The following is a 12,228-nucleotide window of genomic DNA, read 5'->3' as shown; positions in this document are numbered from 1 at the left end:
GTCGGATCGCCCCGTCTTCTTTTGCATACGGGGTTCAGGTGGAATGCTTCGCCCGCCTTTCAGGTGGCCTTGGCTTTCTCCACGGCGTCGGCAAGGCCGGCCATGGAGGTGAAATGAAAGTCGGGCTTGGTGAACTCGGCCGGCTCGATTGTGCCGCCATAGCCCTTCTGGGCATGGCGCCGCTCGATCCAGCAATTGGTCAGCCCGAGTTTCCGCGAGATGCCGATGTCGTGATACTGGCTTTGGGCGACGTGCAGGATGTCGTCCTTCGAATTGCCCTCCGCCGCGACGAAGGCGAAGACTTTTTCGAAGAAGGCCGGATCCGGCTTTTCGGTGCCCGTATCGTCGGCGGTGAAGGCGGCATAGAACGGATTGCCGAGCTCGCGGGAAAAATGCTCGAAAGCCCAGCGCCGGGCGTTGGTCATGGCGATCAGGCGGTAGCGCTTAGCAAGGCGGGCAAGCGACTCAGCGCTGTCGGCAAAACCGTTCCAGCCCTTGGCGGAATCACGCAGCCTTTCGCCATATTTTGCTTCGGCGGGAAGACCGAGCTCCGGAGCAATGGCGAGATAGACGCGGACCAGATCGTCGGGGAAGAGGTCGGCATCGGCAGAGTAACGCCCTGCCCGGTAAAGCTCCAGCGCCTCTTCGCCGTCGACCGTGACGCCCGCTTCCTTACCGATGTCGGCCAGGCAATCCTTGATGCCGCCTTCGAAATCAATCAGCGTGCCGACGACGTCGAAGGTGAGATACTTGAAATCGGCGAAGGTCTTTGCCAAGGCTCTTTCCTCTATTTGGCGCGGGCGAAGTTTGCTCGCGCTGGGCTGCATCAGAAGAAAATGCTGTTTTCAACGGGCCGGAAAGACTTGCTTTCCCGGGCATTCCTGCGCCCTTAGCCCATCCAGTCTCGCAGCATCGGCTCGCCGGAGTCTCTGAATGGAAGAAGGATGCCGGCACAAAATTGCGAATATGGGCATAAACCGGTATTTCACCTTTCCGACCGCCGATCCGCTGTTCTCTGAGCGGAAGTCGGGGGTCAGGTGAGGGCCGCGCGAATTTCGGGGTCCTCCAAGGTCTGGTCGAGCGTCAGCCGCGTGCGCTCGACGATTGCGTCGATTTCCGCGTCGGTGCAGCAGAGCGGCGGCGCGTAGCCGAGAACGCCGTTGCCGAAGGCGCGAATGACGAGGCCGTTGTCCCAGGCGCGGTCGAAGATGCGGCGCGCCGGATCCGCGGCCGCCGGCAGCGGGGCCTTCTTCTCCTTGTTGGCCACCAGCTCGACGGCGGCCAGCATGCCACGGCCGCGCACATCGCCGACGAGCGGATGGTCCTTGAGGCCTTTGAGCCCCGCCATCAGCCGTGCGCCGGCTTTCCGGCCGTTGTCCAGCAACCCGTTCTCGTAGAGCCTCAGCACTTCAAGTCCTACCGCGGCGCTGACCGGATGGGCCGAATAGGTATAGCCGTGACCGACGGCGACGGCACCGGCACCATCCGCGATCGTCTGGTAGATATGATCGCCCATGAAAACCGCGCCCATCGGCACGTAGCCGGAGGTCAGGCCCTTCGCCACGGTTATGAAATCGGGAACGATCCCGTCCTCCTCGCAGGCAAAGAGCGGACCGGTGCGGCCGAATCCGGTAATGACCTCGTCGGCGACGAAGAGGATGCCCAGCTCGCGGCAGAGTTCACGCATCGCCTTCATCCAGCCGTTCGGCGGTACCAGCACTCCGCCGGAGCCCTGAATCGGCTCGGCATAGAAGGCGGCGACCCGCTCGGGACCGATCTCCTCGACCTTGCGCCTGAGTGCCGCAAGCGACGCATCTATGATCGCCTGCGGATCGTCGCCCACCGGGTTGCGGTAGGCATAGTGCGACGGAATCTTGTGCTGCCAGTCGAACGGGATGCCGAAGCCCGCATGGAACAGAGGCAGTGCCGTGAGGCCCGCACCAACGGTTGAGGAGCCGTGATAGCCCTGCTCGATGGAGATGAACTGGTCGCGCTGCGGTTGGCCCCGGGCGATCCAGTAATAGCGGATGAAGCGGATCGTGCTGTCGACGGCGTCCGATCCGCCAAGCGTGAAATAGACATGGTTGAGGTCGCCCGGCGCTCGCTCCGCCAGTTCCGCCGCAAGCCGGATCGCCGGTTCGGAGCCGAGGCCGAAATAGCCGGTAGCATAGGGCAGCTCGCGCATCTGCCGGGCCGCCGCCTCGACGATCGATTCATGGCCGTAGCCGGCATTGACGCACCAAAGCCCCGCAAAACCGTCGATCATCGTATGCCCCGAGGCGTCGGTCACGGTCGCGCCCTTGGCGGACCGAAGGACGCGCACGCCGATCCGCTCGTGGCTGCGATAGGAGGCGACCGGGTGGACCAGATGGGCGCGATCGAGTTCGATTAGGGAATTGCTGTACATCGAGTCCTCCAGATCAGCCGAGCGCCTGATTGGCGAGGGCGAAGGTGAAAGCCGCGCGGTCTGCGGCGCGGTCAACGGTGGGTCTGTCCATGGCAAAAGCGCCACCAACATTGCTAAGCCCCTGGTCTGACAGCCAGGGGGAGAGGCCGGTTTCGGCGGTGGTATCGATCCTGACGAATTGGCCGGCCCGCCTTGCGATGAAATGGGTTATCAGCGCCTTGGCGTCGTCGACATTTGCAGCGACGACGGGCCCGATGACATCGCCGCGACCGAAGGCGCGCAGGGCGGCAAAGCCGACGACACGGCCGTTGCGGCGGATGACCACGAACTCGCCCACCTTGACGATATACGCGATCAGATCCCGGCGATCGGCACCGAAGGCGATGCGATCGAGGGCGGCGATCTCCGCAATGTCTTCCGCGGTCGCCGGCTCGGTTTCAGCGGGGGCGGCAAGCTCTCTGGCGATGCCCTGGTGCTGCAGCACGGTACCGGTTTCGCGGAAGCCGAGCTTTTCATAAAGAGGCAGGCCGTCCGCCGTCGCCACCAGCCGGAGCCGGCGGTCGCCGGCGATCCGCAGGGCCGCATCCATCAGTCCGCCACCAAGGCCGCGGCCGCGCATCGCCTCGTCGACGATCACCATGTTGATCGTGGCGCAGCCGTTCCCATAGGTGGTCACCAATGTCGTCCCGACAACCCGGCCGGCCTCGAGAGCAACGACGCCCTCGCTCAGCGCCAGTGCCATCTGCCAGTCCTCCAGCCGATGCGGCCAGCCGGCCTGGCGGGAGAGGCGCGCGGCGCTCTCCAGATGCTCGGGGCCGAACGGGGCAAGTTCGATCTGACTTAACTGCATGGACTGGTCCTTGGTTTCCTGCAGCAAGTGTTAAGGAAGTGCGACCGGCAGATCGTCCGAAGGCGCCGGTCGGGGCGGTATCTTATATCTTTGCTCCGCCGGGTCGCCGCATCTTATGCCGACAGGGCAGCGGCAAAGGGTCTCGAGCGTGGGAACAAGGCTGAGCGCTGCGGGCAGTGCACACAACCATGTGCCAAAGCCGCCCGCGGATACGGTACAATCTGCTTCAATAGGCGCCCAAATCGCGCAAGCCGGCGCACGGGACACGCCTATGATCCATTTCGGATAAACCCCGTCACGTCATTGAAGAGGAGAATGCGCATGGCGAACTTCCGTCCGAAATACATCACCTTCGACTGTTACGGCACTCTGACCAACTTCCAGATGGCGGAAGCGGCGCGCGACCTTTACGGTGAGCAGCTCGATGAACCGCGCATGGCCGAGTTCATCAAGAATTTTGCCGCCTATCGTCTCGACGAGATCATGGGCGACTGGAAGCCCTATGCGGAAGTGGTGCACAATTCGCTGGAACGCACCTGCAAGCGCAACGGCATAAAATTCCGCGATGAGGCCGCCCGTGTGGTCTATGAGCGAGTGCCGACCTGGGGTCCGCATGCGGACGTGCCGGCCGGCCTCGCCAAGGTCGCCAAAGAGATCCCGCTGGTGATCCTGTCGAACGCTATGAATTCGCAGATCATGTCGAATGTCGAGAAACTCGGTGCTCCCTTTCACGCAGTCTACACAGCCGAGCAGGCACAGGCCTACAAGCCGCGCTTCAAGGCTTTCGAATATATGTTCGACATGCTGGGCTGCGGCCCGGAGGACATTCTCCACTGCTCGTCCTCGTTCCGCTACGACCTGATGTCCGCGCACGATCTCGGCATCAAGAACAAGGTCTGGGTCAACCGAGGCCACGAGCCGGCAAATCCCTTCTATGGATATACGGAAATCAAGGATATTTCCGGCCTGCCCGGCGTCGTCGGGCTCTGACAGGAGATGGCCATGCAGCTCAAGTCCTACTGGCACGACACGGCTCGCACCTTTCAAGGGGGCAGCCGCGCACCGGTCGAGGGCCACTATGACGTCGCCGTCATCGGCGGCGGATTCACGGGGCTCGGAGCTGCACGTCAGCTTGCATTGGCCGGCGCGAAAGTGATCGTGCTGGAGGCGGGGGCGGTCGGATCGGGCGCCTCCGGCCGCAATGGCGGCCATCTCAACAACGGCATTGCCCACAGCTTCGTCGCCGCCAAGGCGGAACTCGGACCCGAGCGGGCGGCGGCGCTCTACCGCGCCTACGACGCTTCCGTCGACACGATCGAGCGCATCGTGGCGGAGGAGGGTATCGACTGCAGCTTCCGGCGCGCCGGCAAGCTGAAGCTTGCCTCGAAGCCGGTGCATTTCGAGGCGATCGCCCGGAACTTCGAGGTGGTGAACCGCGAGGTCGACCCGGACACGGCGCTTCTGACGAAAGGCGATTTGAAGGACGAGGTCGGCTCGGACTGCTTTCACGGTGCAATGCTCTCGAAGAAGAGCGCGATGATGCATATGGGCCGCTTCGTCGTCGGTCTTGCCGATACGGCGGTCCGCCACGGCGCGACAGTCGTCGAGAACGCCCCGGTAACGGGCCGGCGCCAGTCGGGCGGCAAGCAGGAACTGGCGACGTCGCGCGGCAGCGTGACGGCCGATACGGTGCTGTTGGCGACCGGCGCCTATACGACGGGCGCCTTCGGCTATTTCCGCCGCCGCATCGTGCCGGTCGGCAGCTTCATCATCGCAACCAGGCCGCTGACCGAGGCCGAGATTGCCGCGACGATGCCCGGCAACCGCACCTGCGTCACCTCGCTCAATATCGGCAACTATTTCCGGCTGTCGCCCGACAACCGGCTGATCTTCGGCGGCCGTGCGCGGTTTTCGGCAACGTCGGATCAGCGCTCCGACGAAAAGAGCGGTGCGATCCTGCGTGCGAGCCTGGCCGAAATCTTCCCGCATCTCGCCAAGGTCGAGATCGACTACTGTTGGGGCGGCCTGGTCGACATGACCAAGGACCGTTTTCCGCGGGCGGGATTTGCCGACGGGCTCTGGTACGCCATGGGCTATTCCGGCCACGGGGCACAGATGTCGACCCATATGGGCATGCTGATCGCCGACGCCATTCTCGGCAAGGCCGATCGCAACCCGGTCAAGGACCTCGCCTGGCCGGCGGTGCCCGGACATTTCGGCAAGCCGTGGTTCCTGCCGCTGGTCGGCATGTACTACAAGATGCTCGACAGGGTTCAGTAGCTGGGGGAGCCGACAACGGTGCGGCGAGCCAGCGCTCGCGGATCGATGTCGCTCCCTAGCAACCGGCTCATGTGCACGTTCGCGGGTTCCCGCCTTGGCGGGAACCCGCGACTTTCGCCGGCGGATGGCTTCAGACAAACAGATCCGAATTCAGGCTGCCTCTAGCTGTCGCCATCTGGACCAGGATGTCGGCAAGGGCGTCGTGCGTGGCATCGACGTCCGCCGGCACCTGGAGGTCGTCCGAATGGTCCGCTAGCCGAGACGGGAGAGAATCGCCGTGAGCGAAGTTCGCAACCATCTCCTCGAACAAGTCGGCGATTTCATCGGCTTTGCCGACAGTCTCCAGGGACGGTTGAAAATGCAACTGGTCTCCATTGAGCGCGAGAGCAAGATGATCGCCATTCTTGGCCACCGGGGCGCTTGCCTCATCACTGGCGGAACCGGTCAAGCGGTCGCTCTGCACCGCGTCCCAATCACCGCTGTCTTTGAGGAAATCCGCAAGCCAAGCGTTCGAAGTAGGCGTTCCGTCGCCCTCCGATGCATCGGAAGGGACTGGAGTGTGGACCGGTGTCGACATCGGCGCCGAACCTTCTGCTGCGGCATTCGCACTCAGCGTTCCTGAGGTCATGGCCGGATCGATAAGATCCTTCTTGACGTTTTTCGTGCCGATGGTGGCCGTCTGGGTCGACGTGGCAATGTTGGCGCCCGAGAAGGTAACGGTATAGGTGCCGGGCTTCAGCGCGAGGTCATAGCCGCCGGCGGCGCTCGTCGTGGTCTTGAAAAGCTGCCCCGCTGAATTCTTGGCCGTCACCGTGATGCCGCCGAGACCCTCGCCGGGATCGTAGAAGCGATCGCCGTCGCGATCGTCGAAAGCCACGCCCGTCAGGAAGAGGTCGGAACCGGTCTTTGCGAAATTCTCCGTCACGAACGCACTGCTGCGGCCGCCATAGTCACCGACCTCGACGCCGAGGCCGACCTCGCGGAAATTCGGATTGAGAAGGTTGGCGCGGTGACCCGACGAGTTCATTAAGTTGGTGTGCAGGAGCTTGACTTCATCCTGATAGCCGGTGGGGGCACGGGTCGTTGCCCAGGCGATATTCTCACCGGTGGCCCAGGACCCCTGCAAGACATAGCCCGCCGCCTTGATACGCTGTGTCGAACTGGATCCCCCAGAACCGGTATGCGAGAAAACGTCGGCAGCGAGCATCCACTGGCTGTGCCCTTCGGCGGCTTCGCTGAGGTCGTTGTCGAAGGCCAGCGGCTGTACGCCCGCTTTCGCCCTCTCGGCATTGATCAGCTCTAGCAGGTACTGTTCATTCGCGCTGTGCTGCGGCAATCGGTAAGTCTCCCTGGGAGTCGTTCCTTGTTGGTTGAGTACATCGCCCCAACGCTCCATAGGAACGAACTGTGTCCAAGGTGCGGAATAAGATTGGCTAACTTGGGGATTCGCACATGTATCTTCGCCGCCCCTTCGCGCGATGTCGCAAATGGCAAAATCGCGCGCTCGGTTACTGCGGAGCTATTATCGCGGAGACACGAGACGACGCTAAGGCGCAGGACGGACGAGGATCCTCAGCGTTCGGAGGAATTGTTTCGCGCGCTGTCCACTGCCGAGGTGATGATCGCCTGGCGGGAACCGCCTCGTGTTCGAAGCGGTTCCCGCCCGAGCGACACGGTTTGCGAGTATCCCGAAGTTACGCCAGCCCGCCGATGTGGAAGCTCTTCATTTCGAGATATTCCTCAATGCCGCATTGCGCGCCCTCGCGGCCGAGGCCGGATTGCTTGACGCCGCCGAAGGGCGCGACTTCGGTGGAGATGGCGCCGGTGTTGAGACCGATCATGCCGAATTCCAGCGCTTCACCGACACGCCAGGAGCGCTTCAGGCTTTCCGTGTAGAAATAGGCGGCAAGTCCGAAGGGCGTGCCGTTGGCAATAGCGATCGCCTCCTCCTCGGTCTCGAAGCGGAAGAGGGGCGCGACCGGGCCGAAGGTCTCTTCGCTGGCGAGCAGCATCTCGGTGGTCGCTCCTGTGAGCACGATCGGGGCCGTGTATTGCTTGCCCTCCGGCACAGATTTGCTGCGAGCCGCGAGCTTTGCGCCTCTGGCCAACGCATCCTCGACATGGCGCTCGATCTTCTCGATCGCCGCCGCGTTGATCATCGGGCCGATGGCGACGCCCGGCTCGGTTCCCGGTCCGACCTTCATCGCGTCGACGCGGGCGGCGAGCTTCTCGGCGAAGGCGTCATAGACGCCCGATTGCACCAGGATGCGGTTGGCGCAGACGCAGGTTTGGCCGCCGTTGCGGAATTTTGAGGCGATCGCGCCTTCGACCGCAAGGTCCAGATCGGCGTCGTCGAAGACGATGAAAGGGGCGTTGCCGCCAAGCTCGAGGGAGAGCCGCTTGACGCTGTCGGCGGCGCCGCGCATCAGAAGCGAACCGACGCGCGTCGAGCCGGTGAAGGAGATCTTGCGGACCGTCTCGTTCGCCATGAACTCGTTGCCGATCTTGGTCGGCATGCCGGTGACGATGTTGATCACGCCGGCCGGAATGCCGGCGCGCTCGGCCAGCACACCGAGCGCAAGCGCCGAGAACGGCGTGAATTCCGAGGGCTTGATGACGACGGTGCAGCCGGCGGCGAGCGCCGGGGCGACCTTGCGGGTGATCATCGCGTTCGGGAAGTTCCAGGGCGTGACGATGGCGCAGACGCCGACTGCTTCCTTCAAGACGACGATGCGCCGGTCCGTCGTTGGCGAGGGGATGGTATGGCCGCCGATGCGGCGGGCCTCCTCGGCGAACCATTTGACGAAGGCGGCGCCATAGCGGATCTCGCCACGCGCTTCGTCGAGCGGCTTTCCCTGCTCCAGGGTGAGGAGCAGCGCCAGATCCTCGAGATTTTCGATCATCAGCGCGTGCCAGCGTTCGAGCAGCGCGGCCCGCTCGGCATGCGTCTTCTTTTTCCACGCTCCGAAGGCGGCAGCGGCAGCCTCGATTGCAGCCCGCGTCTCATCCGTCCCCATGTCCGGAACCGTGCCGAGGACGTCCTGAGACGCGGGGTCGATGACCTCGACGACCTCACCGAAGGCTGCGTCGACCCATGCGCCGTCGATCAGGCCGGCCTGGCGGAAAAGCTCCTTGTCGTTCAACTTCAGCATGTCGTTCCCCTGTGATTAGTCGAGCGCGGCAAGAACCGCGGCTGTGATGGTTTCCGTTCTGTCCTTGCCGGGCACCGTGCCGATCCCGGCGGAGGTGGCGGAGGCGATCGCCGCCATGACTGCCTCCGCCGCGGCCGCCTCGCCGACATGATCGAGCATCATCGCCGCCGACCAGATCGCCGCGATCGGGTTGGCGATGCCGAGATGGGCGATATCCGGCGCCGATCCGTGCACCGGCTCGAACATCGAAGGGGCGCTGCGATCGGGATTGATGTTGGCTGAGGCGGCAAAGCCGAGGCCGCCCTGAATGGCGGCGCCAAGGTCGGTGAGGATGTCTCCGAAGAGATTGGAGGCGACGACGACGTCGAGGCTTTCCGGCGCCATGACCATGCGCGCGGCCATCGCGTCGATGTGGTAGCTGGTGACCGTCACGTCCGGATATTCCGTGGCCAGACGCTCGGTGATCTCGTCCCAGAAGACCATCGAATATTTCTGCGCGTTGGACTTCGTCACCGAGGCGAGCTTGCCGCGGCGGGCACGGGCCTGTTCGAAGCCGAAACGGAGGATGCGTTCGACACCGGTTCGGGTGAAGATCGATGTCTCGACCGCGACCTCGTCCGTCGTGCCCTGATGCACGCGGCCGCCGGCACCGGAATATTCACCCTCGGTGTTCTCGCGGATGCAGAGGATGTCGAAGCTGCGGGCCTTCAAGGGGCCCTCGACGCCGGGCAGCAGCCGGTGCGGACGGATATTGGCGTATTGCACGAAGGCCTTGCGGATCGGCAGCAGCAGGCCGTGCAGAGACACGGAATCCGGAACCTCCGCGGGCCAGCCGACCGCGCCGAGCAGGATGGCGTCGAAACCGCGCAGCGTCTCGATGCCGTCGGCCGGCATCATCGCCCCGGTTTCCTTGTAATAGGCGCAGGACCAGGGAAAGGCCGTGGCCTTCAGCTCGAAGCCCGACCGGGCGGAGACCTTCTCCAGTACCTCCCAGGCGGCCGCCGCCACGTCCTTGCCGATGCCGTCCCCGGGGATCAATGCGATTGAATAGCTCTTCATCGTAGTTCCCTCAGAGATTGATCAGCACGCTCTTGCTGCGGCGGTTGGCGAGATAGGCTTCGCGGCCGAGATCCTTGCCGATGCCGGAGCTCTTGTAGCCACCGGTCGGCAGGATGTGGTCGCGCGAGCGGCCGTATCGGTTGACCCAGACGGTGCCCGCCTCGAGCCGGCGGGTCACGCGGACAGCGCGCGACAGGTCGCGGGTGAAGACGCCGGCGGCAAGCCCGTAGGTCGGGTGGTCGGCGAGCGCCAGGGCCTCTTCTTCCTCGTCGAAGGTCTGCAGCGTCAGCACCGGACCGAAGATCTCCTCGGTCACGGCGGGAGAGGACTGGTCGACCCCGGCGATCAGCGTCGGCGCATAGAAGTAGCCCTCCCGCTCAAGTTGCCGGCCGCCGAGCAGGCATTCGCCGCCGGTCGCCGCGGCTCTCCGCACGATCGCATCGATCCGGCCGATCTGGCGCTCGGAGATAATCGGCGAATATTGGCTTGCCGCGTCCCAGGTCGGTCCGGGCTGGATCGCCGACATGTGCCCGACGATCGCCGCGGTCAGCCGCTCGGCGATCTTCCGGTCGGCGATCAGCCGCGAACCGGCGACGCAGGCCTGGCCGGCATTGGCGGTGATGTTGCGGGCGATCGCCTGCGCCGCGCGGTCGAGATCCGCATCGGCGAAGACGAGCTGCGGGCTTTTTCCGCCGAGCTCGAGCGTCATCGGCTTGATGCCGGTGCGCGCGATGTTTTCCATGATCGCCGCTCCGGCCGCCGTCGAGCCGGTGAAGCTCACCTTGGCAATGCCGGGATGCCCGGTAATGGCATTGCCGGTCGTCGGCCCGTCGCCGAGCACGACATTGACGAGACCGGCCGGAAGGCCGGCGCGCACCGAAAGCTCGGCGAGATAGAGCGTCGAGAAGGGCGTCATCTCGGACGGCTTCAAGACGACCGCATTGCCGGCGGCGAGCGCCGGCCCGAGCTTCCAGCCGGCCATCGACACCGGGAAGTTCCAGGGTGTGATTGCGCCGACGACGCCATAGGGCTCGGTCATGATCATGCCGAGATTGTCGTCGTCCGTCGGCACCAGATCGCCGCCTTCCTTGTCGGCGAATTCGGCGAAGAAGCGGATCTGCTCGGCGGTGACGGCGATATCGCCGTCGACGAGATGACCGACGGGACGGGTAGAGGCGACCGCCTCGAGGCGCGCCAGCGTCGCCGCTTCCGCCTCGATGAGGTCGGCCCAGCGCGAAAGAGCGCGGGTCCTTTCGCGCGGACGCAGGCCCGACCAGCCGCTTTCCTTGAGTGCCCGCGTCGCGCTCGCGACCGCCTGATCGACCATGTCTTCCCCGGCGACGGGGCACTCGGCATAGGCCACTCCATCGGAAGGACGATGCATGGCGAGCCCGCCGGCCGCGGGCACGTAGCGACCGCCAATGAAATGGCCTTTGGGGAGTTCGAGCGTATCGGGGTTGAAACTGAGGGTCATGGCTGCTCCTTGCCTTCCGAGCAAGATTAGCGGCGCTTTACCGGCAGTTTCAGTCGACTGCGCCAATAGCGATGATCGAATGCGCTGTTTGACGGGGGCGTTTCAGCGCAATCTTCGGCCGTTCAATTGGCCCGAGGCAAGCGAGGAACGGCTTTGCGAACGCGGGGAAGGACGGATGTCACTGGTTGCCGTGATGGCCTGCATCGGGGTGCGTGGCTGAAAGGACGGAGAACAGGGAGGCGGTCTGCATCGCCACGTTCCGATCCGCCCGGCGGGGAACAACAGAAGATCAGGTGTGAGGTCAACGGCCGTCGTTTCGCCTTTTCAGCTCGTCGGAAGATATCCTACATGGGGAGCATCCAGGGGGTGAGCGGGTTAGGCAGCTGGCGCATGCCCTTTGTCAGCTCGGCGACAAGTCGTCGCCCGAAATCAGCAGGCAGGGTAAAGACGTCGGAGATGGCGAAGACGGCGAGGGCGCAGAAAAGACGGCGGTCGAAACCAAGGGTCTAGTAGGATTCCTCGGCAAGATGCTGGATTCGGTTAAGGTCGAGGACGGCCACGGTCGGCGCTGAGCCAGTAGCCGTCCCGCTGGACCTCGTAGACCGGGAGATCCTGAAGCGCTGCCACTAGCCGACGGTCAAATAGATTTTTCGAACGGTTTCGATCGTCCGCCAGACGCCCTTGAAGCCGGGCTTCATCACGAAGCTGTCGCCGGCGCGATAGGTGACGGGAGCCGCACCGCCTTCTTCCGTCAGTTCGACGACGCCTTCGATGATATGGCAGAACTCGAATGTTTCACCCTTGATCGAGCGGGTCTCGCCCGGCGTTGCTTCCCAGACGCCGGTATTGATCTTGCCGTCGCGGGCGACGTCCTGTGCCCAAGTCTTGAAGGACGGATTGCCGGAAATCAGTCGTTCGGGGGTCGGCGTCGACCGCTTCGGCTCGAACTGCGGATTGGTGTCGATTTTCTTCAGAAGAGACATGGCTTTCCTTTCGGCGTTGCTGT

At 64.0% G+C, this 12,228-nt stretch carries 10 protein-coding genes; 2 read left to right on the top strand and 8 right to left on the bottom strand.

Features of this window, described 5'->3' with window-relative positions:
• Positions 1-59: 59 nt before the first annotated feature.
• The 3 genes from NXT3_RS30030 to NXT3_RS30020 all read right to left on the bottom strand — a co-directional run bounded on the left by NXT3_RS30030 (position 60) and on the right by NXT3_RS30020 (position 3,257).
• Positions 60-776 (bottom strand): HAD-IA family hydrolase, encoded by a 717-nt coding sequence (locus tag NXT3_RS30030; protein ID WP_097524419.1) that lies wholly within the window; start codon positions 774-776, stop codon positions 60-62.
• A 257-nt stretch (positions 777-1,033) separates the two neighbouring features.
• On the bottom strand, positions 1,034-2,407 hold the full coding sequence (locus NXT3_RS30025) for an aspartate aminotransferase family protein (RefSeq protein WP_095678088.1): 1,374 nt from the start codon (positions 2,405-2,407) through the stop codon (positions 1,034-1,036).
• Positions 2,408-2,420: 13 nt separating this feature from the next.
• A complete protein-coding gene (locus NXT3_RS30020; RefSeq protein WP_104841440.1) occupies positions 2,421-3,257 on the bottom strand; it encodes a GNAT family N-acetyltransferase in 837 nt (278 codons plus the stop codon).
• A 321-nt stretch (positions 3,258-3,578) separates the two neighbouring features.
• Between NXT3_RS30020 and NXT3_RS30015 the strand changes: the two genes are divergently transcribed.
• Entirely contained in the window at positions 3,579-4,247 is a 669-nt protein-coding gene (locus tag NXT3_RS30015; RefSeq protein WP_037416357.1) for a haloacid dehalogenase type II, read from the top strand.
• Positions 4,248-4,259: 12 nt separating this feature from the next.
• Positions 4,260-5,537 (top strand): NAD(P)/FAD-dependent oxidoreductase, encoded by a 1,278-nt coding sequence (locus NXT3_RS30010; protein ID WP_037416361.1) that lies wholly within the window; start codon positions 4,260-4,262, stop codon positions 5,535-5,537.
• Between the two features lie 130 nt (positions 5,538-5,667).
• Here NXT3_RS30010 and NXT3_RS30005 read toward each other — a convergent pair whose 3' ends face one another.
• The 5 genes from NXT3_RS30005 to NXT3_RS29985 all read right to left on the bottom strand — a co-directional run bounded on the left by NXT3_RS30005 (position 5,668) and on the right by NXT3_RS29985 (position 12,205).
• Positions 5,668-6,933, bottom strand: a complete 1,266-nt coding sequence (locus NXT3_RS30005) for a CAP domain-containing protein (protein ID WP_234828214.1) — start codon at positions 6,931-6,933, stop codon at positions 5,668-5,670.
• Positions 6,934-7,231: 298 nt separating this feature from the next.
• Positions 7,232-8,689, bottom strand: coding sequence for an NAD-dependent succinate-semialdehyde dehydrogenase (locus NXT3_RS30000; protein ID WP_199773423.1), 1,458 nt, complete (start codon positions 8,687-8,689; stop codon positions 7,232-7,234).
• 15 nt (positions 8,690-8,704) lie between these two features.
• Entirely contained in the window at positions 8,705-9,748 is a 1,044-nt protein-coding gene (locus NXT3_RS29995; protein WP_097524423.1) for a tartrate dehydrogenase, read from the bottom strand.
• Positions 9,749-9,758: 10 nt separating this feature from the next.
• Positions 9,759-11,222: an aldehyde dehydrogenase family protein gene (locus NXT3_RS29990; RefSeq protein ID WP_095678087.1), complete on the bottom strand. Its 1,464-nt coding sequence runs from the start codon at positions 11,220-11,222 to the stop codon at positions 9,759-9,761.
• Positions 11,223-11,848: 626 nt separating this feature from the next.
• A complete protein-coding gene (locus tag NXT3_RS29985) occupies positions 11,849-12,205 on the bottom strand; it encodes a cupin domain-containing protein (protein WP_037416380.1) in 357 nt (118 codons plus the stop codon).
• Between the last annotated feature and the right edge of the window lie 23 nt (positions 12,206-12,228).

This window comes from Sinorhizobium fredii, assembly GCF_002944405.1.
GTDB lineage: Bacteria > Pseudomonadota > Alphaproteobacteria > Rhizobiales > Rhizobiaceae > Sinorhizobium > Sinorhizobium fredii_C.
Note: the sequence above shows the minus strand (reverse complement) of the source record. Positions and strands in the feature narration are given on the sequence as shown.

Bases quoted from the DNA above. Each gene is read 5' to 3' on its own strand.
- NXT3_RS30015 (WP_037416357.1), top strand. From the start codon at position 3,579: ATGGCGAACTTCCGTCCGAAATACATCACCTTCGACTGTTACGGCACT.
- NXT3_RS30000 (WP_199773423.1), bottom strand. From the start codon at position 8,689: ATGCTGAAGTTGAACGACAAGGAGCTTTTCCGCCAGGCCGGCCTGATC.
- NXT3_RS29985 (WP_037416380.1), bottom strand. From the start codon at position 12,205: ATGTCTCTTCTGAAGAAAATCGACACCAATCCGCAGTTCGAGCCGAAG.
- NXT3_RS30020 (WP_104841440.1), bottom strand. From the start codon at position 3,257: ATGCAGTTAAGTCAGATCGAACTTGCCCCGTTCGGCCCCGAGCATCTG.
- NXT3_RS30005 (WP_234828214.1), bottom strand. From the start codon at position 6,933: ATGGAGCGTTGGGGCGATGTACTCAACCAACAAGGAACGACTCCCAGG.
- NXT3_RS29995 (WP_097524423.1), bottom strand. From the start codon at position 9,748: ATGAAGAGCTATTCAATCGCATTGATCCCCGGGGACGGCATCGGCAAG.
- NXT3_RS30025 (WP_095678088.1), bottom strand. From the start codon at position 2,407: ATGTACAGCAATTCCCTAATCGAACTCGATCGCGCCCATCTGGTCCAC.
- NXT3_RS30010 (WP_037416361.1), top strand. From the start codon at position 4,260: ATGCAGCTCAAGTCCTACTGGCACGACACGGCTCGCACCTTTCAAGGG.
- NXT3_RS29990 (WP_095678087.1), bottom strand. From the start codon at position 11,222: ATGACCCTCAGTTTCAACCCCGATACGCTCGAACTCCCCAAAGGCCAT.